Below are 21,493 nucleotides of genomic sequence, written 5' to 3'. Positions count from 1 at the left end.
GCTCCGGGGTGCCGGCGCGGTCCTCGGTCACCGACAGCACCGCACCGCCGCCGGAGCGCCGCGCCGCGACGGGCCCGGTGCCGTCCGGCGGGAGCGGACCAGGGCGGCGATCGGGAGACGCCCCAGGACCCGGGCCCGTCCGGGTCCCCGTCCACGACGTGGACCCGGACGAGCACCTGCTGGGCGGGCGCCGGAGGCCGGGCGGGCGGGTGTTCTCCCTGGCCTCCGCCGGGGCACCCGCGCCCCGGCACACCCGGGGCCGACCGCCCCCATCCGGCCGATGTCCATGTTTCGTACGAACTTGATGCCCTGAATGCCGGAGTTGTCTCCGTAGGGTGATGCAGGTGACCGATTCTTCTGCCGCCCTTCCGTCCCCGCCCGCCCCGCACCCTGGCCGGCCCGTGGCCGACCTCGTGCTGCCCTGCCTCGACGAGGCGGCCGCGCTGCCCTGGGTGCTCGACCGCGTCCCCGACGGCTGGCGCGCGATCGTCGTCGACAACGGCTCGACCGACGGTTCGGCCGAGCTCGCCCGGTCCCTCGGCGCGACCGTCGTCACGGAGGAACGCCGGGGGTTCGGCGCGGCCTGCCACGCCGGGCTGCTCGCCGCCGAGGCCGAGTTCGTCTGCTTCTGCGACTGCGACGGCTCGCTGGACCCCGCGCTGCTGACCGGCTTCGTGCGGCGGATCGCGGACGGCGAGTGCGATCTGCTGCTCGGCCGCCGCCGCCCCGAGGGCCGGGGCGCCTGGCCGACGCACGCGCGCGCCGGCAATCTGGCGCTGGCCCGGATGCTGCGCCGCCGCACCGGTCTGCGCCTGCACGACCTCGGCCCGCTGCGGGCGGCCCGCCGGAGCGATCTGCTCGCCCTGGACCTGACCGACCGACGCAGCGGCTATCCGCTCCAGATGGTGGTCCGGGCCTCGGACGCCGGGCTGCGGGTCGCCGAGAGCGACGTCCCCTACCGGCCGCGCACCGGGAAGTCCAAGGTGACCGGCACCTGGCGCGGGACCTGGCAGGCGGTGCGCGACATGCGGGGCGTGCTGCGGGAGCCACCCGCGGACCGGGCTGCCGACCGGACAGCGGACGGGACTCCAGGCCAGGCTTCAGACCTGGCCCGGTCCGCGGAGACGGAGGTCGTCCGATGAGCGCGTACGGACCGACGGAGCTCCTGGTCATCGCGAAGGAGCCGGTGGCGGGTCGGGTCAAGACCCGGCTCTGCCCGCCCTTCTCCCCCGCCGAGGCCGCCGAACTCGCCGCCGCGGCCCTCGCGGACACCCTGGACGCCGTGCTCGCCCTGCCCGCCCGGCGGCGCGTCCTGGTCCTCGACGGGCGGCCGGGCCCCTGGGTGCCCCCGGGCTTCGAGGTGGTTCCGCAGAGCGCGGGCGGCCTCGACGAACGGCTCGCCGCCGCCTTCGGCGGGTGCACGGGTCCGGCTCTCCTGGTCGGCATGGACACCCCGCAGATCGGCCCCGCGCTGCTCGCCCCCGCCCTCGACCCGGCCGCCTGGGAGGGCGTCGGGGCCTGGTTCGGTCCGGCCGAGGACGGCGGCTTCTGGGCCCTGGGCCTGGCCGATCCCGATCCGGCCCTGCTCCGCGGGGTGCCGATGTCCGTCCCGGAGACCGGCGCGGAGCAGCGGCGCAGGCTGGTGGAGGCGGGGCTCGCCGTGCGCGACCTGCCGGTACTGGTCGACGTGGACACCGCCGCCGACGCCCACCGGGTCGCGTCGGCGGCGCCGGGCGGCCGGTTCGCCGCGGCGCTCGGGCGGCTGTCCGGGGCGGGGGTGCGATGAGTACGACCGTGCCCTCGTCAGGACTCGCCGCACCGGCCCCGGCCGACCCCGCCGAGGCCCCGGACGCCCACGGAGCGGCGGCCGTCGGCTCCACGGAGACCGGGCCCGGTGCCGCGCCGACCCGCGCCGCTCCCTGGGGCGCCGATCCGTACGCCAACGCGCTGCGCACCGGGCGCGGTCCGCTGTTCCTGCGCCGCAACGACGGCTGGCTGCTGCCCCTGGACGTGGAGCGCTGGTGTTCCGACGCGGGCTCCGCCGACCTGTCCGCGCTGCACCGGTGCGAGGGCCCGGTGCTGGACATCGGCTGCGGGCCGGGGCGGCTGGTGGCGGAGCTGGCGTCGCTCGGGCACCGGGCGCTGGGCATCGACGTCAGCGAGGCGGCGGTGGCCCGTACCCGCGGGCTCGGCGGCGCCGCTCTGGTCCGCAGTGTGTTCGACCCGCTGCCCGGGGAGGGGCGTTGGGGCACCCTGCTGCTCCTGGACGGCAACATCGGGATCGGGGGCGATCCGGCCGCCCTGCTGGACCGGGCGGCCGGTCTGCTCGGCGTCGGCGGGCTGCTGATCGCCGAGACCGCCCCGGTCGACGTGGACGAACGGGTCCGGGTCCGTCTCGACGACGGCCGGGACGGCGCGGACGGCGGGACCGCCCCCGCCGCCGCGCACGACGCCGAGCCGTTCCCCTGGGCCCGGATCGGGACGCCCGCTCTACTGCGCCACGCCCGCGCCGGCGGCTGGCTCACGGCCGATCAGTGGGGCGCGGAGGGGCGGACCTTCGTCTCGCTGCGCCGGCCCGGACGGGAGCGGAGCGCCCGGAACAGCAGCCAGAGCGCGGAGAGCGCGAACAGCGCGCCGGTGATCAGCAGCCAGTTGCCGAAGTAGACGTCCGGGGAGGTGCCGGCGGCGGCCTCGTACCGCCGTTCGGTGCGCCGGGCGATCAGCGGGAACCAGATCAGCAGGAGCAGTCCGGAGAGGAACACCGGCACCCGGACGAAGTTCACCAGGGCCGGCCGGGGGCCGAGCGCGGCGCGCAGCGCCCGGTCGGCCCCCGCGTACACCGGCAGCAGCACCAGGTCGTGCAGGACCGCCGCCCCGGCGAACCAGAGCAGCACGCCGACGGTGTCCCCGTCCAGCAGCCGTACGCCCGCGTAGCCGGCCAGGCAGAACGTGGCGGCGAGCAGCAGCAGATGGAGCGGGCCCTCGCCGTACGCGCGGCGCGGCGAGAAGCGCGGGCGGCGGGCGGCGGGCGGTACGGCTCGGGTGGACATCACAGCTCTCCGAACGTCAGGGTCTCGACCCACTTGGTGTTCAGCACCCCGGGCGCGGCGGGGACGATGATCCGGGCCGGGTATCCGTGGTCGGCCGACAGCGGGGCGCCGTTCACCTCCAGGGCCAGCAGGGAGCGGCCGTCGCGGACCTGGTTGTCGCGCAGCGCGGCCTTGCGGAACGAGCCGCCGCGCTGGAGCGACTCGACGAACACGCCCGGGGGCCGGTCCGGGTATCCGGCCAGCGCCGCCAGGTCGAGGAGCCGCACCCCGCGCCACTGCTGGTCCGAGGTCGACCAGCCCTCCACGCAGGCGATCGGGAGCGCCGCACTGTGCAGGTCCATGGCGAGCAGTTCGGCCCGGGAGAAGCGGAACTCCCCGGCCGGACCCCGTACGGTCAGCCGCCAGCGCTCCCCCGTGTCGGCGGGCCTGATCCGTACGGCGGCGGCGGTCTTGTTGATCTGGAACGCGTTCGGCCCCGGCCCCGGGTCGGTGCCGCCGCGCGGGGTGAGGAGCGCGATGCGGCGCAGCGGGCCGTCGAAGCTGCGGCCGGCCGAGGTGACCAGCAGGAGGAGCGAGGCCGCCCCCACGAGGGCCAGCGCGCCGCGCCGGGACAGGGTGGCGGGGAGCGGGTCGGGGGCGGCGAGGGTGTCCGCCTCGCCGCGCGGGACGCCGGCGCGCAACACCCGTACGGCCCGGGGGGTCTTGAGGGCCACATGGGTGATGAAGCCGGCGAGGAAGACCCAGGCCCCGTAGAAGTGCAGGGTGTAGAAGGACCCGGGGAAGAGGTAGTCCAGCTGGATGTTGAGCAGCCCGGTGACGAACTGGAACAGCGCCCCGCCCACGAGCAGCAGCAGCGAGAGGCGTTCCAGGGCGTGGCCCGCGGAGCGGGCGGGCGGCAGGGCGAAGAGGCGGGGGACCACCGACCAGAGCTTGGCGAGCAGGACGGGCACGAGGACGATGCCGACGGTGACGTGCAGGCCCTGGGTCAGCCGGTAGAGCCAGTGCGGGCCGGTCGGCCAGGAGAACAGGTAGAAGCCGAGCAACCCCTTGTCCGGGGTCTTGTCGTTGACCCGGTTCAGGTCGGGGTTGTAGGCCGCGTACGAGAGCAGACCGGTGACGAACAGCAGGGTGAGCCCGGCGAGCAGGATGACGCCGAGCACGGCGGTGAAGCGCGCTCCGCGCACGGGGCTGCGCCAGAATGCCGGATCGGCGGGGGTGCGCGCGGCGCGGAGGGAATCGGGGAGGGAGCGGAGGCGACGGCGTTCGGGCATGGGGCCGACGCTAAGCGGGGACGGGCGCCGAGGGGTGGAGGCGGCTCCTGACGGAATTCTGACGTCGCGGCGGCGGGGCGCCGGGAACCGGACCCCCCGCCGATCGGCCGTCGCCGCCGGCCGGGTGAATCCGGCGGTTCGGTGACGCGGCCCTGCCGTACCGCCCGATCGGCCTCCGGTGTGCATAGCGTGCCAGCGTGAAGACCGAGGACGCCACCCCCACGAACACCGCCGGCGGCACGGGGCACGGCCCGCCCGCGCCGCCGGACCACGACCACGACCGCGCCCGGCGCGCGGGGCGGGCCGACCTGGTCGCCGCCGCCGGCGGCGGGCTGCTGGTCACGGCCGCGGTGGTCGTCGGCCGGGTCATCCAGAACCGGGACGGGAGTCTGCGCGCCCAGTGGCCGCCGCTGCTGGCCTCCTGGGATCCGCACCTGGGTCCGGGCACCCCGGCGGCCCTGGTCATGGCGGTCCTGGTGGTCGCCTACGGCCCGCCGCTCGCCACCAGGCTGCCCTGGCGCGGGCTGCTGGCGGCGGCCTGGGCCGGGTCGACGGCCTGGGTCCTCTCGATGGCGCTGATCGACGGCTGGCACCGGGGCGTCGCGAAGCGGCTCACCACCAAGCACGAGTACCTGCGGGTCATCGACCGCTTCGAGGACATTCCCGCCACCCTGCGCGGCTTCACCGACCACATCGTGATCGGCGAGCCCGGCAACTGGCCCGCGCATATCGCCGGACATCCGCCGGGCGCGACGCTGACCTTCGTGTGGCTGGACCGCATCGGTCTCGGCGGCGGCGCCTGGGCGGCCGTCTTCTGCGTCGTGGTGGGCAGTTCGGGGGTGCTGGCCGCCCTGATCACCGTGCGGGTGCTGGCCGGGGAGCGGCCGGCCCGGCGTGCCGCCCCGTTCCTCGTCCTCGCGCCGGCCGCCGTCTGGGCGGGCGTCTCCGCCGACGGCTACTTCACGGCCGTGGCCGCCTGGTCGGTGGCGCTGCTCGCGCTGGCCGCCACCCGCCGGGTCCGCTTCCCGGCCGGGGCGGCGGCCGGCGGGGGTCTGCTGTTCGGGTGGACCTGCTACCTCAGTTACGGGCTGGGGCTGATGGCGGCCGTCCTGCTCGCGGTGCTGGTGCTCGCCCGGACCGCCCGCCCGGTGCCGCTGTTCCTGCTCGGCGCCCTCGTGGTCCCGGTGGCCTTCACGCTCACCGGGTTCAACTGGTGGACCGCCTACCACCTGTTGGTCGAGCGCTACTACCAGGGCGCGGGCGGCGTCCGCCCGTACGGCTACTGGGTCTGGGCCAATCTGGCCTGTGCGACCCTCGCGGCCGGACTCGCCGCCGTCGCCGGAGTGCGCCGGAGCGCGGTGGCCGCGCCCGGCGCCCTACGGGCGCTGCGGGGCGGTTCCGTGGCGGCCTCGCCGGAGGCGAAGGTGGCACTGCTCGTCCTGGCGGCGCTGGCGGCGCTGCTCGCGGCGGACCTCTCCGGCATGAGCAAGGCGGAGACGGAACGCATCTGGCAGCCGTTCCTGCTGTGGCTGCTGCCGGCGACGGCACTGCTCCCCCGCCGGGGTGTCCGGTGGTGGCTGGCCGCGTCGGCGATTCCGGCGCTCCTGATCAACCATCTGCTGTGGACGGGATGGTGAGGAGAGGCCGGCACGGAGCGTGGGGCGGTCACGTGGCCTCCAGGTCCCGGCGGCGGAAGCCCAGCAGCCCCAGCAGGATCAGCCCGGCGGCGACGGCGGTCAGGGCGAGCAGGGGGGTCCAGTCCATCCCGGCGGCGGGGAGCCGCGGCACATGGCCGAAGGGCGACAGGTTCATCATCCAGTCCGGGAGGCGGAGGATCGGCCCCAGGTATCCGGCGAGGAACGCGTACGCGGGCACGATCCACGCCACCGCTCCCGCACGCGGGAACCAGCCGAAGACGAGGACGGCCACGCCGGCGGTCACCCAGAGGGCGGGGGCGTACGCGGCGGCTGCCGCGACCAGGTCGAGGACCAGGTCCCGGTCGCCCGCCGACGCCGCTCCGGAGAGACCGAAGCCCAGCCCGGCGACGACCAGCAGCGCGGTGCCGCCGCCCAGGGCGACGGCGACGTGGCTCCCGAGCCAGCGGGTCCGGGAGAGACCGGTGGCCAGGAGCGGTTCGGCCCGGCCGGCGCTCTCCTCGGCACGCGGTCGCAGCGCGGCCATCACCACGTACACCGCGGCGGCCACCGCGACGACCACCATCACCATGGACGCGAACGACTCGGCCACGGTGCTGCCGCCGATCCTCGCCAGTGCCTCCTGGACCTGTTCGATGTCCTTCACCATGTCGGCGGCCTCGCCGAGGATCGAGCCGTACATGACGCCCATCAGGCACAGTCCGGCGCCGAAGCCCAGCAGGGTCGCCCGGTGCAGCCGCAGGGCGAGGCCGAGGGGCCGGGTGAGGGCGTCGGACGCCGTGGGCCTGCCGAGCCGGGCGGGGCGCAGGCCCGCGCCGACATCGCGTCGGGTGCTCAGGACGCATCCGTACGCCGCGGACAGCGCGGCCAGGACCAGGCAGAGCGCCAACGGCCACCACCGGTCGTCGACGAAGACGTAGGTGCGCTGGATCCAGCCGATCGGGCTCAGCCAGGACAGGGCGTCGTTGCCCACGTCGCCGGAGGCCCGCAGCGCATAGGCGGCGCCGACCACCGCGAACGCCATGCCCGCGGCGCCCCGGGTGTGCGCCGTGACCTGTGCGGTGACCGCGGCCACCCCGGCGAAGACGAGCCCGATCGCGGCATGGGCGAGTCCGTACAGCAGTGCCCCGCCGGGGCCGATTCCGTCGATGTCCAGCGCGGTGAGGCCGAGGGCCAGCAGCAGGGCGAGCGCGAGGTCGGCCACGACGGCGAGCGTCAGTGCGGAGGCGAGGTGGGCGTGGTGCCCGACGACGGTGGAGCGGACCAGCTCGGCGCGGCCGGTCTCCTCCTCTTCACGGGTGTGGCGGGTGACGATCAGGATGCTCATCAGGCCCACCAGGACGGCCATGAAGCCGAGCAGTTGGTGACCGAGCATCGCTCCGGCGGTGTAGTCGGAGAGATAGTGGCGGGGGCCGGTCATGGCGAGCGCGGCCGGGCTGTCCATGGAGCCGACGGCAAGGGCGCGTTCTCCGGGGGTGGAGTACAGCTCCTTGTACTCGGCCGCCGTCGCCAGTGTGCCCAGGGTCAGGGCGAGCAGCCACACGGAGAGACGGACCCGGTCCCGGCGCAGACCGAACCTGACCAGGGTCCCGGTGCCGGTGAAGGCGCCGGAGGCGGTCCTGGTGGGGGCGGACCTTCCGGAGGCGTCGAGCGGCGCGAGGGTGCTGGTCATCGGGGTGCGCCGCCCTTTCGGCCGGTGGAGGTGGAGGGGGCCGCGTCGGAGGGCTGGGCGGGCTCGCCGTTCCCCGTACGGCCGTTGGACGCGAGCTCGTCGCCGTAGTGGCGCAGCATCAGTTCCTCGAGTGTCGGCGGGTGGCTGGTCAGGCTCCGGATGCCGAACTCCCCGAGCCCGCTCATCGCGGCGCCGAGGTGTGCTCCGTCCACGGCGAAGCGCACTCTCCGGCCCGTCACCTCCAGTCCGTGCACTCCGGGCACGGCGTCGAGTCCGGTGGCCGGGCGTTCGGTCTCGGCCTCGACGGTCGTGCGGGTGAGGTGGCGCATCTCGCCGAGCGTGCCCGACTGCACGGTGCGGCCCCGGCGGACGATGCTGACGCGGTCGCAGAGCTTCTCGACCTGGGCCAGGATGTGGCTGGAGAGCAGCACGGTCTTCCCCGCCGCCTTCGCCTGGAGGACGACGTCCTGGAAGACGACCTCCATCAGCGGGTCGAGGCCCGTCGTGGGCTCGTCGAGGAGGAGCAGTTCGGCGTCGGAGGCGAGCGCGGCGACGATGGCGACCTTCTGCCGGTTGCCCTTGGAGTAGGCGCGGCCCTTCTTGACCGGGTCGAGGTCGAACCGTTCGACGAGTTCGTCGCGCCGTCGCCGGTCGAGGCCGCCGCGCAGCTTCGCCAGCAGGTCGATCGCCTCTCCTCCGGTGAGGCCCGGCCACAGCTCGACGTCCCCGGGAACGTAGGCGAGCCGCCGGTGCAGCTCGACGGCGTCCTTCCACGGGTCCTTGCCGAGGAGCCGGACCCCGCCGGAGTCCGCGCGCAGCAGTCCCAGCAGGATGCGGATCGTCGTGGACTTGCCGGCCCCGTTGGGCCCCAGGAAGCCGTGGACCTCACCCGCTTCGACAGCGAGGTCGAGACCGTCGAGGGCGTGCGTCCGGCCGAACGACTTGTGCAGTCCGGCGATGCTGATGGCCTTCTTCATATTCCGAACGTACGCTGTTTTCAGAAATGTGTGAAGTTAAGAAACTGTATGAATCGCTCGTAGACTGACCGAGGGCACGGGCGCAACGCGGTCGTCAGGAACCACAGAGACCGGGGTCGAAGCATGGATGAGCGGCGGGAAGAGAGCCGCGTGGACGGCGGCGACGACGAGGCGACCGTCTCACGGTTCGTGGAGCGCTTCGCCGCCCAGCTCGTCCAGGCGGGCATGACACGCATGCCGGCCAGGGTCTTCGCCGCCCTGCTCTCGTCGGAGCGGGGAGCGCTCACCTCCGCCGAACTGAGCGAGCAGCTGAAGATCAGCCCGGCCGCCGTGTCGGGCGCCGTCCGCTATCTCGCCCAGGTCAACATGGTCAGCCGCGAGCGGGAGCCCGGGTCCCGGCGCGAGCGCTATCGCGTGCAGGGCGACCAGTGGTACACCGCGCTGCTGGAGCGGGACACCATGATGAAGAACTGGCAGGCCACGATGCAGGAGGGCGTGGACCGTTTCGGCCTCGACACCCCGCAGGGACGCCGGATCAACGACACCCTGGAGTTCTTCCGGTTCCTGGACGAGGAGCTCGGGTCGCTGATGCGGCGTTGGAACGCGCACCGGGCCGAACGCCTCGACGGCTGAGGAAGCGCACCGCCGGGAGGCGTTCTCGCCCCCCAACGCCCATCAGTTCAAGCGCTGTTCGGCGAGGTCGAGCCAGTGCTCCACGTCGGACGGGGCGAAGTGCCTGATGGCCCAGTCGACCATGCGGAGGCTCATATGGGCCCACGCGGGCCGCAGAACGTCCTCGGGGACCTCGTCGAGGACGGTGTCGAGGTGCCGCGTCACCCCCGGGTCCGCTCCCCCGCCGTGGACGCCGAAGCGCAGGGTGACCAGATCGAAGCGGTGGTCGCCGCGGGCGGCCCCGTCCCAGTCGACGACGCCGGTGATCGCGCCGCCGGCCGCCAGGAGGTTCCCGGGGTGGAAGTCCATGTGCACGGCGTCGTCGCCCACCAGCCGGTCGGGGTGGACCGCGCCGATCGCGGCGACCCGGTGCTCCAGGGCGGCGCTGCGGCGTCCGTGCCGGCGCAGGGGTTCGTGCAGGCAGTAGCCCGGGCCGTCCTGACGCAGGAACAGCTCCGCGGCGGGGACGCCGGGGTGGCCGGCGAGCCGGCCCGCCTGCAACCGGTTGAGTTCGAGGGCCCGGACCAGGGAATCGTGGTCGAGGTGGTCGATCTTCGCACCGGGCAGAAGCTCCTGGACCATGACGACCGCGTGGCCGACCTGGGCCACCAGTTCGGTGTCCGGGGCCGGACAGCCCGCGTGTCGCATCACCCGGCTGACGGTGAGCGGCCCTGCCTCCAGATCCGCCGCGCGGCTGTGCGGTCGCCACTTGAGCACGGAACGCCCGCCGTCCGGCCGGCGCACATAGGCGGTGCCGACCTGACCGCCCGGGCAGAGGCCTTCGAGGGTCAGCCGGACACCGGTCACCTCCTGAAGGGCGTCGAGCGTCCTGGCGGCATCGAGGCGCTCGGCCCGCGCCCAGCGTTGCGGCGGAGAAGTCATGGTTCCCATGATGGCCGCGCGCCCGGGGGCCGCCGCCCGCCGGGGCGGCCGGACGGCGGCCCCGGCGGGCGCGGGACGGGGATCAGTCGGGAAGCCGGTCCATGATCCAGGTGCACAGCTCCTCGGTGATGGCCGTGTGCGCGGTGGTCGTGGACGAGCAGAGGAAGTCGTCCAGCTCGCTCTCCTCCGGGGCCAGCTCGTCGACGTTCACGTACAGGTCGTCCTGCTTCCCGATGTCGCGGACGGCGACCGCGCTGACCGTGGGAACGAAACAGACGTCCTCGTGCCGCAGGTCGATCTTGCCGCCGAGCTTCTCCATCGCCCCGGAGAGGATCTTGTACGTGTGCAGGGTCCCGCCCGGCGCGCCGTCCAGTTCCGGGAAGTCGTCGGTCGCGACGGTCCTCTCGGCCTTCGGGAACCTGCGGTTCAGGTACGCGGCCGTCACGTCGGCGCCCTGGGCCTGGGTGTAGAAGGTGGTGCCGGGGTAGATCCGGTCGATCCGCAGCGCGACCTCGCCGGGCTTCACGTCCGGCAGACCGATGGCGTCGCCACGGCCGTTGGCCACGCCGATGATCCTGGGAATCCGCGGCCAGGTGCCGACCCGCTCCAGCGCGTCCAGGAACTCCGCGCGCTCCGGGGCGACCGTGATCTTCTCGGTGTCCTTGTCGTAGTGCTGCCACAGCATCTGGCGTGCGGCGGGGCTGTTCATCTGCCGCGCGAAGTCGTTCGGGAACGGGATGAAGTGGGAGAACGCCTGCACGCCCACCGGGATGGAGGCGCCGCGGTGCGGGCTGTCGTAGGAGAAGTACAGCGCGGTCCGGTGGTCCATCCGCTGCGTTTCGAGCTTGGCGAGTGCGTAGCGGGTGACGATGCCTCCCATGCTGAAGCCGCCGACGGTCAGGCGGGCGTCGCCCAACTGCTCGGCGGATGTGCGCAGGATGGCGGCCACCACCGTCTCCGCGTTCTCCAGGATCGACGCGCTGCGCTCCTCGAAGCCGACGAGGATCACGTCCCGGCCGCGCCGGCGCAGCTCGCTGATGAACGGGAAGCCGCCGGCCTCCAGCCCGTGGTAGAGCACGTCGAGCTTGCTCCGGCCGAGGCTGAAACCGTCGGCCATGATCACGGGCCGGACGATGCCGCCTCGGTTGCCCTCGCCGGGAAAGACCCACGCGAAGCCGTTCGGCAGGGGCCACTCCTCGTGCTCCGGCACATCGACGGGCCCGGCCGGTTCGACGGCGAGCGGGCCGCCGAGGGTGAAGGCGCCGACGTTGGGCTCGGACGTCTCTGACATCGTCGTACTCCTGAGGGGAAGCGGGGCGGGACGACCTCATCATGGTGGGCGAAATGGATGTATCACCCCTGGGAGCCCGGAGGTTCACCACATCTGATGATCATGAACGGAAAAGCGCGTCCGGTCCGTCCGGCAGGTGCTCGTGAACTCCCGCCCGGCGGGCGGGTGCGCGATCAGCCGGTGGCACTGGCCCGCCCTCCCGGTCCCCGTGGTCCGACGGTTCGGCTCCGGCCGCCGCCGGATCGGCCGGAGGGCCGCGGTCACCGCCGCGGCCGGGCGAGGGTTCCCGGGCGGATCGCCTGATCGCCGAAGCGGGTCCGCGCCCGGTCGGCTGCTTGCTCGATGCGGCGCCGTTTGCCGTCCGCCGGGTCCAGGAGCAACTGCTGGACGGCGTACCGGGCATCGGTGAGTTCCGCGCGAACGGTGATCGTACGGACCCGGGCGCGCTGCAGCCCGAAGCGGGAGTACAGGTCGTACGCGGCAGTGCTGAGTGCCGGGGTGTGAGCGGTGTACTCCTCCAGCGTGCGCGAGCGCTGGGTCGTCGCGCCGTCGGCGTACGAGATGTTCAGCGCGAGCCGCACGGCGACCTGGCCGGTGGTGCGCAGCCGCAGCCCGAGACGTTCGCAGAGGTCGAGCAGGGCCCGGCGGTGTGCGGCGGGGTCGAGCTCGTCGTGACCGAACTCGTGGGAGAAACCGGTGGACCTGGGCGCCGCGTCGGAGGTGACCGGGCGCGGGTCCAGACCGCGGGCCCGTTGCGACAGCGTCAGGGCCGTGGCCCTGCCGAGGATGCGCTGGAGCGTCAGCAGCGGAACGTCGAGAAGGTCGCCGACGCGGTGGAGCCCGTACTCCCCGAGCGTACGGGCGGTGGCCGGGCCGACCCCGTGGAGGGCGTCGAGCGGCTTGGGACGGAGGAACGCGGCGACCGCCCCGGGGTCCGGGGCGACGACGGTGACCTGACCGGGAGCGCTCGCGTCGGCCGCCATCGCGGCCAGCATCCGGTTCGGGCCGGCGCCGATCGTCGCGCGCAGCCCGAGGTGCGCGGCCAGGCGGAGCGCGGCCATGGCCGCAAGACCGCCCGTGTCCCGGTCGAAGAACCGCAGGGCACCGGTGACATCGAGGTCGGCGGCGTCCGGCGGGAGTGCCTGCACCAGCGGGGTGAGGTCACGCAGCAGCGCGAGGGCCTGCTCGTACCTCTCCTGTCCGGCCGGGCCGAGGCCGTGGAGCTGGACGCGCAGGACGCTCCGGGCTCGGGTGGTCACGGCGCTCACCCCGCCGATCCGGGCGAGCGATGTCCCAGGCGCCGCAGGTCGGCGGAGCGGGATCCGGCGGGCCGCAGATCGCTCCAGGCGTTGAGCTTCGCCCCGGCCGTTCCGTCTTCGAGCGTCCGGCCCGGACCCGGCGCGCCGTCACCGCGGGCAGGTGTGGGGGCGGGTGCGGTGCGGCCGAGCAGGCCGAGGGCGGCCTCGGGGCCCAGGTCGCGGCGGGTGGTGGCGACTTCCTCCAGGTCCCAGGCCATCTGCCCGACCACGGTGCGCCGGGGGCCGCGTTCCTCGACGACTCCGCGGACCAGGAGCAGGCCGGAGTGGAAGACCGTGTGCGCGCAGGCGTCGTGGGAGTCCTCGAAGAACGCGAGGTCCACGAGGCCGGAGCCGTCCTCCAGGGTCACGAAGATGACCCTCTTGCCGGACGGGATCGGCGGTGTCTGGGTCGATGCCCGCACGCCGGCGACCAGCACCTGCTCCCCGCGGCGCATCGCCTGCAGGTGACGGGCGTCGGTCGCGCCGAGCTCGGCGAGCAGGCGGTGGTGGTGTTCGAGCAGATGGCGGCTGACGTCGATGGAGAGCACGTCGATCTCGGCGCTCATCACGTCGCGGCCGGTCATCTCGGGCAGCCCGGCCGGCTCGCCCGCGTGCGTCTCGTCGCCGAGCGGCAGTTGGCCGTCGATCGCGGTCCGGTTGCGTGCGGAGCGGTGCAGTTCGGTGGCCTGCAACAGCAGATCCCGCCGGGTCAGCCGGCCTTGCAGCGGAGCGAGGGCTCCGATCCTGATGAGGCGTTGGACGAGAGGCAGGGACGGGCGGGCGCGCAGCCACAGGTCCTGCAGTCCGGTGTACGGCTGCCCGGCTTCGATGCGGGCGCTCTCCGCCTCGGTGATTCCGCGCACCGTGGACAGCGCGAGCCGTACGCCCCAGCCGTCCGCCGTCGGCTCGACGCTGTGTGCGCCGCGGGAGGTGTTGACGTCGACCGGCAGGATCGCCACGCCGAACTGCTTCGCGTCCTGGACCAGGACGCGGGGCGCCCACATGCCGGGATCGTGCTGGAGCAGCCCGGCGAAGAACGCCGCGGGGTGGTGCGTCTTGAGCCACGCCGACTGGACGGCCGGGACCGCGAAGGCCACGGCGTGCGCGCGGCAGAATCCGTACGCCCCGAACTCCTTGACGATGTCCCAGACCTCATCGATCACGTCCGGGGTGTAACCGCGCTCGCCGGCGCAGCGGCGAAACCACACCTCCACCTTCGGCAGCCGCCCGGCGTCGGCGAGGGCGCGGCGGGCGACGTCCGCGGCGGCACGGTCGCAGCCGGTCATCGTGGCCAGGATCATCATGATCTGCTCGTGCCAGATCACCACCCCGTACGTGTCATCCATGATCGGCACGAGGTCGGGGTGGGGATAACGGGGCTCCTCGATCCCGTGACGGGCGGCGATGAACCTCGCGGGCATGCCCCCGGCGACGGGCCCGGGCCTGAAGAGGCTGATGTCGGCGATCACGTCCTGCATGTGCCGCGGCTGGAGCCGCGCGATGAGGTCCTGCTGCCCCGAGCTCTCCAGCTGGAAGCAGCCCAGCACCTTGGTGCTGCGGATCAGTTCGAAGGTGGGCTCATCGGCGAGGTCGACGTGGTCGGGGCTGTCGAGGTCGATGTGCCGGCCGGTGGTGCGACGGATCTCGGCGACCGCGTGCGCCATCGCCGACTGCATGCGTACGCCGAGGACGTCGAGCTTCAGCAGGCCGAGGTCCTCGACGTCGTGCTTGTCCGCCTGCACCGTCGGGTACGCGCCTCCCGGGGCGGGCTGCACCGGGAGGCGACCGAGCAGGCTCGCGTCGGAGAGGATCACGCCGCACGGGTGCATGGCGAAGCCGCGCGGCAGGGCGTCCAGGCCCTCGGCCAGCTCCCACAGCGGGCCGTACTGGTCGGCCTCGGCCGCGAGTTGCCGCAGTTCGGGCAGTTCGGACAGCGCGGAGCCGATGTCGCACGCGCGGATGTGCGGAAAGCTCTTGGCGATCCTGTCGACGGTCTGGGGTCGGATCCCGAGCGCGAGCCCCGTGTCGCGCAGGGCGTGACGGGCGCGGTAGGTCTCCGGCATCCCGGTGACCGCCACGCGCTCGGAGCCGAACCGTTCGAAGATCCGGTCGTAGACCTCCAGGCGTCGGTCGGACTCGACATCGAGGTCGATGTCCGGCAGGGCGGTGCGGCGCTCGCTGAGGAAGCGTTCGAACAGGAGCCGGTGCGAGAGCGGGTCGGCCGTGGCGATGAAGAGGCTGTGGTTGACCATGGACCCGGCACCGGAGCCGCGGGCGGCGACCCGGATCCCCATGGACCGCACGTCCGCGACGACCTGGGCCACCGCGAGGAAGTACGCCTCGTATCCGAGGCGTTCGATCACCCCGAGCTCGTAGCCGAGCCGGTCCATCGCCCGTACGTCCCGGTCGAGGCCGCGGGCGGTCATCCCGGCCTCGCTGCGCTGGCGAAGCAACCGCATCCCGTCCCCCGGCCGGGTGCCGGCCCCCACCACGTGCGGCTCGGGGAAGTGCGCCCGCCCCAGGCCCAGGTCGCGCACCGGATCGACCGCGCACTGCTCGGCGGTGGCCGCCGTCTCCTCGATCAGACGCCGCCCCCGGCCGGCCGGGGCGCTCGCGGCCGCGGCCACCCGCTCCGCCACCTCGGCCATCTCGGCTCCGGACTTCAGATACCGCTCGCCCGGGTCGAGCGGTCCGCGCCGCGGGACCGGACGCAGCAGCCGGGCGGCGTCCAGCACGTCGGCCAGGCGGTGCTGCTCGCGTCGCTCGTACCGCACCGCGTTGGTGAGCACCGTCGGGACGCCGAGCCGGTCGCCCAGAGCAAGGGTGTGCGCGGCCAGCCGCACCGATCCCGCGCCCAGCCCGGACAGGCCGTAGGCGACCGCCTCCAGCCGGAGGAGCCCTTCGCCCGCGATCTCCCGCCACGGGACGAGCAGCTTCTCCGCGATGTCCGGCCGCCCGGCGGCCAGCGCGCGTACGGGCTCGGAGGTGGGGCCGAGGATCGCCACCACATCCTCGCCCAGGCCCTCCCGCAGCGCCTCCCACGAGGCGACCGGAAAGCCGTCGACGGGATGTGCGTGGGCCGCGGAGACCAGACGGCAGATACGCGCCCACCCGTGCACGGAGCCCGCCAGCAGGGTGATTCTCAGGCGCGGCTCCGTCACGTGCCCACCGCCGCGGACCGGTGTGCGCGGGCGGTGGGGCGCCCTTGCCGAGTCGAACGCGGGGACGGCGAGATCCACCCCGAAGATCGGGCGTACCCCGGCGCTCAGACACGCCTTCGCGTGCCGCACGGCGCCGGTGACGCTGTCCCGGTCGGTCAGCGCGAGCGCGCCCATGCCGAGCTCCGCCGCCCGGCGCACCAGGTCCTGCGGATGGGAGGCCCCGTAGCGGGCGGAGAACCCGGAAGCGACGTGGAGATGCGTGAAAACACCCATCGCGCACCTCCGAATCTGCTCTGGCACCCCCTGCTCTCCGTCGTCCTGCGACCAGGACGCTGCAATCCATCCATTAGCACAATAGTTCGATAGAACAGTTTCAGCCAACCGATCTTGAGTGGCGAGAACCTGCCCCCCGAGGGGTGCAGGTTGATCACGTGGAGCCGGCACGACGGGGCGCCGGCACCGACTCCGGCGGCGTGGCGAGCACGTGGACCGCACGCGGCCCCTGATCACCCTCCACCAGCCGGGTGGCCGGATTCGCATCCTCCCGAACAGCGGGCCGACGGACCGGGAAGCGGGGGCGCCACCGCGCCGACCACCACACCTCACCCCTCGACCACCTGCGAACCTGTCCACACTCTTCGATATTCGCTCGAACGTTCGAATAATTCAAGCCAGACGTTCCGCGACGGGGCAGGGCCGGGCAGAGGAAGCGGCCTGGGCGCGAAGCAGCCGTCGAGGCCAACCCGGGCGGGAACCGGCAACCGTCACGACGGCCACCCCGCTCGACGCCGCACGTGCCGACGCCCCGGCCCCGTTCGGCCCCTCCGCGGCTCAGCGGAGGTCATCGGGGGTGAGGTCGGGGCGCAGGCGGTGCCAGGAGGGCTGGCGCAGCCGTCCGGCCCTGGTGCGGGTCGCGTAGCGGACCTCTCCCACCAGCCGGGGCTCCACCCACCGGGCGCCGGTCACCGCGGGCCGCTCGGTGAACGGGCAGGTGTCGGTCGCCGAGGCGTGGAGGAGGGCCCCGAGGGTGGTGCGTTCGTCGTCGCTCCAGCCGGTGCCCACGCCGCCGACGTAGCGCAGTCCCCCGCCGGGGGCCGGGCGGCCCATGAGGAGGGCGCCGGGCAGCGAGGTGAGGCGGCCGTGGCCGGGCAGCCAGCCGCCGACGACGACGTCCTCGGTCCGTACGTGCCGGATCTTGATCCACGCCCGGGAGCGGACACCAGGCTCGTAGAGGGAGGTACGTCGCTTGGCGACGAGGCCCTCGAAGCCGGCGGCCCGTGTCATCTCCAGCGCCTGCCGCCCGTGGCCGACGACCGCCGCCGGGGTCGACCACGCGGGCCCGCCCAGCTCCAGGGACTCCAGGACGGCGCGGCGTTCGGAGTACGGGGTGCGGGTGAGCCGTTCCGTGCCGAGGAACACCAGGTCGAACAGCATCAGGTGCACGGGCGTCTTCGCGGCCATGCGGGCCGCCCTGGCCGGAGATCCGGCCAGTCCCATCCGGGACTGGAGCCGCTGGAAGTCGCCGCGCCCCTCCTCGTCCGGGGCGACGATCTCCCCGTCCAGCACGGCGGGGCGGGAGCCCAGCGCCGTTCCCAGGCCCGCGAGCTCGGGATAGGCGGGGGTGATGTCGGCGCCGGACCGGGAGCGCAGTTGTACGGACCCGTCGCCGGGAAGGTAGACCACGCACCGCTGCCCGTCCTGCTTCACCTCGTACGCGTAGGCGGTGTCCTCGGAGGGCGGCGGCAGCCGGCCGGGGGTAGCGAGCATCGGTGCGATGCGGGGCAGCCGCGCCACGGGTTCGTCCCGGTCCTCGGTCAGGAGGCGCTCCGCTTCCTCGCCGTGCGTTTGGTTCCGGTCGTCTTCTTCGCCGCGGCCGTCTTCCCGGCGCCCGCCTTCCGGCCGGCGGCCTTCCCGGAGGCGGCGGCCTTCTTCCGGCCGGTGGCGGAAGTCCCGGACGAGGCCGTCCTCCTCGGCGCGGTCTTCTTCCGGGGCCGCATCTCATGCACCGTGGCCTCCCCTCCCCCGTCCTCCCCGCGGCTCTCCCTCGCCGCCTCGACCGACGCGTTCAGCGCGGCCATCAGGTCCACGACCTTGCCCTCCTCCTGCTCCGCGTCCTCGGCGGGCTGAGGAATCTCCCTGCCCTCCGACTTCGCCGTGAGCAGTTCCTCCAGGGCGTCCCGGTAGGTGTCCCGGAACCCGGCGATGCTGTCCAGAGCCATGGTGTCGGTGAGCTGGACGGCCCGCTCGATCTCCTCGTCGTCCAGTTCGACCTGGCGCGGGGCCAGGGACTCGGGGCTGCGGACCTCGTCCGGCCAGCGCATCGAGTGCAGCACGATCGCCCCTTCCCTGACCCGCAGCAGCCCCAGCCGCTCACGGTTGTGCCAGGCGAACTTCGCGACGGCCACCTTGTCCGAGCGCTCCAGCGCCCGGCGCAGCAGGGTGTAGGGCTTCTCGGCGACCTTGCCGTCGATCGCGAGGTAGTAGGAGTCGCTGATCCGGATGGGGTCGACGCTGCCGGCGTCCACGAAAGCGACGATCTCGATGGCTTTCGCGGTGGGCAGGGGAATCCGGTCCAGTTCCTCGTCCGTGATCGGCACCGTCTGCTCCTTGGAGAGCTCGTACCCCTTGCCGATCTCGTCCTGCGACAGTGCTTCGCCGTCCAGTTCGCAGACCTTCCGGGTGCGGACCCGCCCGAGATCCTCCAGGTGGACCTGGCGGAAGTGGATCGAGTGGTCCTGGGTCGCGGAGACGACCTTCACCGGGATGGTGACCAGGCCGAAGCTGATCGCACCGGTCCACAAAGGCCTCGGCATACCCACCTCCACGCCCGCCGGCCGAGCCGCCGGTCGGGCTCTCACGACCCCCCACCACATTCTCAGCACCATTCGGATACCGGCGCCATTCGTGGTGCCGCGCCGGAGCGGTGGAGCGACGAAGGCGGCGGCCCGGTCGTTCCACTCCGTGGCGAGGGGGGCCGGTCGCCTCACATCCGGGATCTCAGCACGTCGACCTCGCAGCCCGGCGCGAACGGATCGAAGCCGTGCTCGGTCAGCCAGCGGACCGCCAGCAGGCTTCGCAACGACCACCACGCGTGGATCACGTCCAGGTCGACGGCGGCGCCGTAGCCGGCGAGGACGTCGTCGAGATGCTCCTCGTGTCCGAGCGTGAAGGTCGCGAGGTCGTACAGGGCATCGCCCCGGCCCGCCTCGGACCAGTCGATGACGCCCGTGACCTCGTCGCCGTCGAGGAAGACGTGCGCGATCTGCAGGTCGCCGTGTGTGAACGCCGGAGTCCACGGCCGGAGCGCGGGCTCGGCGACCCGGCGGTTGCGGGTGACCAGGTCGGCGGGCAGGAGCCCGTCCGCCACGAGCGACGCGCACGCGGCGTCCAGCTCCGCCGCCAGCGCGTCAGCGCTCCGGCCGGCCCTACCGGGCCAGGGCGGCGGCGGGGCGTCGTGCAGCTTCCGGACGGCGGCGCCCGCCGCGGCCCATGCCGCCGGCGAACCGGTCGACGGCCCGCCGAGCCGCCCGAGCGTTCTTCCCGGAACTGCGGCGATCGCGAGCACGGGCGGCTTGCGCCACAGGAGCCGCGGGGTCGGGACCGGCGCGAGGGACATCGCCTCCACCTCGACGTCGACACGCGCCTGATCGGCGTCGACCTTCAGGAACACGTCGCCGACGCGCAGGGTCGCACGTTCGGAATGGGCGACGACGACTTCGACTTCTTCCATGGCCTACCACTGTCCCGGGGATGATCGCCGATGTCGCCGGAACAGGGGATTCCGGCGGGTGCCACCGGTCCCGCACGACCGGGGACGGGACGCTCCCGGCTGTGCGCAGGCGTGCGCCGACGGCCCGTACTCCCCGGTGGAACGGCGGCAGTTGAGCACTGTATATCCCGTCCGCGGACCGCCGGTCCGTACACTCACGAGGTGGACGACCACAGGGCTACCAGGATCGAAGCACGTCCGGCGCCCGCCTTGCGGCGGTACGTCAGTTCGTATGTCGGTTTCGACCTCCGCGGGTTCCCGGCGGGGGTGCACTGCGGGCCTCCGGGCCGGGTGCTCACCGCGGTGATCAGCCTGTCCGGCCCTCTGGAAGTGGCGACGGGCGTCGACGACGGGTCACCGGTCACTCGATTCGACAGCGTGGCCGGCGGTCTGATGTGCCGGTCCGTCGCGATCCACCACGACGGACACCAGCAGGGCGTGCAGCTGTCGTTGACACCGCTCGGGGCCCGGGCCGTCTACGGCCTGCCCGCCGCCGCACTCGCCCACCGGCTGGTTCCGCTCGACGAGCTTCTCGGCGCGCTCGGCGTCGAGTTGGTCGACCGGCTCCGCACGGCGACGGGCTGGGCCGCACGGTTCGCCGCGCTGGACGAGTTGCTCCTGCGGGCCGTCGGCCGCGGCGCGGGCGGCGACCCCGCCCCCCGGGTACGCCCCGAGGTGGCCGAGGCCTGGCGCCGCCTCGTGGCCGCGCGCGGCCGGGTCCAGGTCGGGGCGGTCGCCGCGGAACTGGGCTGGAGCCGTCGGCATCTCACCGAGCGGTTTCGCGGCGAGGTGGGCCTGTCGCCGAAGACCTTCGCCCGAGTCCTGCGCTTCGAGCGCGCGCACGAACTGGCGACCGCGCACGCCCCGCTCCCGTGGGCCGATGTGGCGACCCTCTCCGGCTACGCCGACCAGGCCCATCTCATCCGGGACTGGGGCGAGTTCACGGGCCGGTCACCGACCGCCTGGCGACGCGGCGAGGTCCTCCTCGGGACCGCGTAGCCGCCGATCGGCTCCCGTCGCGCCCGCTTCCGTTCCGTTTCGTTCAAGACCCTCCGGCGACCGCCCTGTGACGATCCTCGGCATGAGACTCATCGACGACGAACGCAACGCCATCGACCTGCGGACCACCCCGGTGCACCTCGGACTGGGATCGAGAGCCGCATCCGTCGAGGGCTTCGCCTGGGACCCGGAGGTGCTCCAGGCCTACAGCGCCGCGGTCGCGGCGGACGGCGCGGAGGGCCGGCTGGTCACGATCTTCGACGGCGACGGCCCCGGCGACCACTGGGAGCGCCACCCCGCCGGCGACGAACTGGTGGTCTGCCTCAGCGGGTCGGTGACGGTCACGCGGGACATGGACGGGGTGCCCGACCGCGTCACGCTCCGGCCGGGCGAGGCCACCGTCAACCCGGCCGGGACCTGGCACGCGGTCGACATGGCGGGGCCGGCGTCCATCCTGACCATCACCGCCGGGCTCGGCACCGACCACCGCCCCCGGACCGGCACCCGCCCGGACGAGCGCGTCGGCACGCCCGGCCCCCCGGCGCCGTAACACGGGCCGCGCTCCTCCAACTCGCCGCGGCACGGGTCGGCGACACGGTTCGGGCGCGATCGCGGTACGTGCCCGGAGCGAGGCGGTCACGTGGGCGCCCCGGGCGGCAGGGAGGTGGGGCGGGGGGGCTTCTCGGACGTGCGGCGGCCTGGGCCGATGCCGTGGTGGCGCGGCCCGGGCGGGCGGGGATAGGGCGGTGCAATCACGAGTTGGCATCATTCCCAGCGGGTGTCCGCTCCCCCCACA

Annotated in this window: 17 protein-coding genes; 7 read left to right on the top strand and 10 right to left on the bottom strand. The window is 73.8% G+C overall.

The annotated features are described in order from the left end of the window. Positions 1-338 precede the first annotated feature (338 nt). Genes DTB53_RS24810 through DTB53_RS24800 form a run of 3 tightly spaced genes read left to right on the top strand, consistent with a single transcriptional unit; the run spans position 339 to position 2,664 of the window. On the top strand, positions 339-1,142 hold the full coding sequence (locus DTB53_RS24810) for a glycosyltransferase family 2 protein (protein WP_042497777.1): 804 nt from the start codon (positions 339-341) through the stop codon (positions 1,140-1,142). Then, positions 1,139-1,786, top strand: a complete 648-nt coding sequence (locus DTB53_RS24805; protein ID WP_012382141.1) for a TIGR04282 family arsenosugar biosynthesis glycosyltransferase — start codon at positions 1,139-1,141, stop codon at positions 1,784-1,786. Before DTB53_RS24810 ends, DTB53_RS24805 begins: the two co-directional genes overlap by 4 nt. Continuing rightward, positions 1,783-2,664, top strand: coding sequence for a class I SAM-dependent methyltransferase (locus DTB53_RS24800; RefSeq protein WP_012382140.1), 882 nt, complete (start codon positions 1,783-1,785; stop codon positions 2,662-2,664). Before DTB53_RS24805 ends, DTB53_RS24800 begins: the two co-directional genes overlap by 4 nt. A gap of 385 nt (positions 2,665-3,049) precedes the next feature. On the opposite strand, the gene DTB53_RS24790 is transcribed toward DTB53_RS24800, so the two are convergent. Further along, positions 3,050-4,321 (bottom strand): molybdopterin-dependent oxidoreductase, encoded by a 1,272-nt coding sequence (locus DTB53_RS24790; RefSeq protein ID WP_012382138.1) that lies wholly within the window; start codon positions 4,319-4,321, stop codon positions 3,050-3,052. A gap of 197 nt (positions 4,322-4,518) precedes the next feature. Between DTB53_RS24790 and DTB53_RS24785 the strand changes: the two genes are divergently transcribed. Next, positions 4,519-5,958: a hypothetical protein gene (locus tag DTB53_RS24785; RefSeq protein ID WP_012382137.1), complete on the top strand. Its 1,440-nt coding sequence runs from the start codon at positions 4,519-4,521 to the stop codon at positions 5,956-5,958. 28 nt (positions 5,959-5,986) lie between these two features. On the opposite strand, the gene DTB53_RS24780 is transcribed toward DTB53_RS24785, so the two are convergent. Together DTB53_RS24780 and DTB53_RS24775 are read right to left on the bottom strand one after the other, a co-directional pair. Next, complete coding sequence (locus tag DTB53_RS24780) at positions 5,987-7,648, bottom strand: ABC transporter permease (RefSeq protein WP_012382136.1); 1,662 nt, start codon at positions 7,646-7,648, stop codon at positions 5,987-5,989. After that, positions 7,645-8,625 carry an ABC transporter ATP-binding protein gene (locus DTB53_RS24775; RefSeq protein ID WP_012382135.1) on the bottom strand — a complete coding sequence of 327 codons (981 nt, stop codon included), beginning with the start codon at positions 8,623-8,625 and terminating at the stop codon, positions 7,645-7,647. The genes DTB53_RS24780 and DTB53_RS24775 overlap by 4 nt, the downstream gene beginning before the upstream one ends. A 123-nt stretch (positions 8,626-8,748) precedes the next feature. Between DTB53_RS24775 and DTB53_RS24770 the strand changes: the two genes are divergently transcribed. Then, on the top strand, positions 8,749-9,258 hold the full coding sequence (locus DTB53_RS24770) for a GbsR/MarR family transcriptional regulator (RefSeq protein ID WP_012382134.1): 510 nt from the start codon (positions 8,749-8,751) through the stop codon (positions 9,256-9,258). Between the two features lie 42 nt (positions 9,259-9,300). On the opposite strand, the gene DTB53_RS24765 is transcribed toward DTB53_RS24770, so the two are convergent. The 7 genes from DTB53_RS24765 to DTB53_RS24735 all read right to left on the bottom strand — a co-directional run bounded on the left by DTB53_RS24765 (position 9,301) and on the right by DTB53_RS24735 (position 19,659). Beyond that, positions 9,301-10,179 carry a phosphotransferase gene (locus DTB53_RS24765; RefSeq protein ID WP_236586348.1) on the bottom strand — a complete coding sequence of 293 codons (879 nt, stop codon included), beginning with the start codon at positions 10,177-10,179 and terminating at the stop codon, positions 9,301-9,303. Between the two features lie 82 nt (positions 10,180-10,261). After that, the gene (locus tag DTB53_RS24760; RefSeq protein ID WP_012382132.1) at positions 10,262-11,470 is read right to left on the bottom strand and encodes an esterase/lipase family protein; all 1,209 of its coding nucleotides are present in this window, start codon (positions 11,468-11,470) and stop codon (positions 10,262-10,264) included. A 260-nt stretch (positions 11,471-11,730) separates the two neighbouring features. Continuing rightward, positions 11,731-12,738, bottom strand: a complete 1,008-nt coding sequence (locus DTB53_RS24755; RefSeq protein ID WP_012382130.1) for a DNA polymerase Y family protein — start codon at positions 12,736-12,738, stop codon at positions 11,731-11,733. Beyond that, the gene (locus DTB53_RS24750; protein ID WP_012382129.1) at positions 12,735-16,202 is read right to left on the bottom strand and encodes a DNA polymerase III subunit alpha; all 3,468 of its coding nucleotides are present in this window, start codon (positions 16,200-16,202) and stop codon (positions 12,735-12,737) included. Before DTB53_RS24750 ends, DTB53_RS24755 begins: the two co-directional genes overlap by 4 nt. A gap of 558 nt (positions 16,203-16,760) precedes the next feature. Further along, positions 16,761-17,723 carry a non-homologous end-joining DNA ligase gene (gene ligD / locus DTB53_RS24745; protein ID WP_003971009.1) on the bottom strand — a complete coding sequence of 321 codons (963 nt, stop codon included), beginning with the start codon at positions 17,721-17,723 and terminating at the stop codon, positions 16,761-16,763. Positions 17,724-17,743: 20 nt separating this feature from the next. Continuing rightward, positions 17,744-18,742, bottom strand: a complete 999-nt coding sequence (gene ku / locus DTB53_RS24740; protein WP_012382128.1) for a non-homologous end joining protein Ku — start codon at positions 18,740-18,742, stop codon at positions 17,744-17,746. Positions 18,743-18,912: 170 nt separating this feature from the next. Continuing rightward, entirely contained in the window at positions 18,913-19,659 is a 747-nt protein-coding gene (locus DTB53_RS24735) for a phosphotransferase family protein (protein WP_012382127.1), read from the bottom strand. A 201-nt stretch (positions 19,660-19,860) separates the two neighbouring features. Between DTB53_RS24735 and DTB53_RS24730 the strand changes: the two genes are divergently transcribed. Then, entirely contained in the window at positions 19,861-20,697 is an 837-nt protein-coding gene (locus tag DTB53_RS24730; RefSeq protein ID WP_012382126.1) for an AraC family transcriptional regulator, read from the top strand. Positions 20,698-20,779: 82 nt separating this feature from the next. Continuing rightward, positions 20,780-21,247, top strand: a complete 468-nt coding sequence (locus DTB53_RS24725; protein ID WP_042498942.1) for a cupin domain-containing protein — start codon at positions 20,780-20,782, stop codon at positions 21,245-21,247. Positions 21,248-21,493: the final 246 nt, after the last annotated feature.

Origin of the sequence: Streptomyces griseus, assembly GCF_900460065.1 — a bacterium.
GTDB classification, from domain to species: Bacteria; Actinomycetota; Actinomycetes; order Streptomycetales; family Streptomycetaceae; genus Streptomyces; species Streptomyces griseus.
Note: the sequence above shows the minus strand (reverse complement) of the source record. Positions and strands in the feature narration are given on the sequence as shown.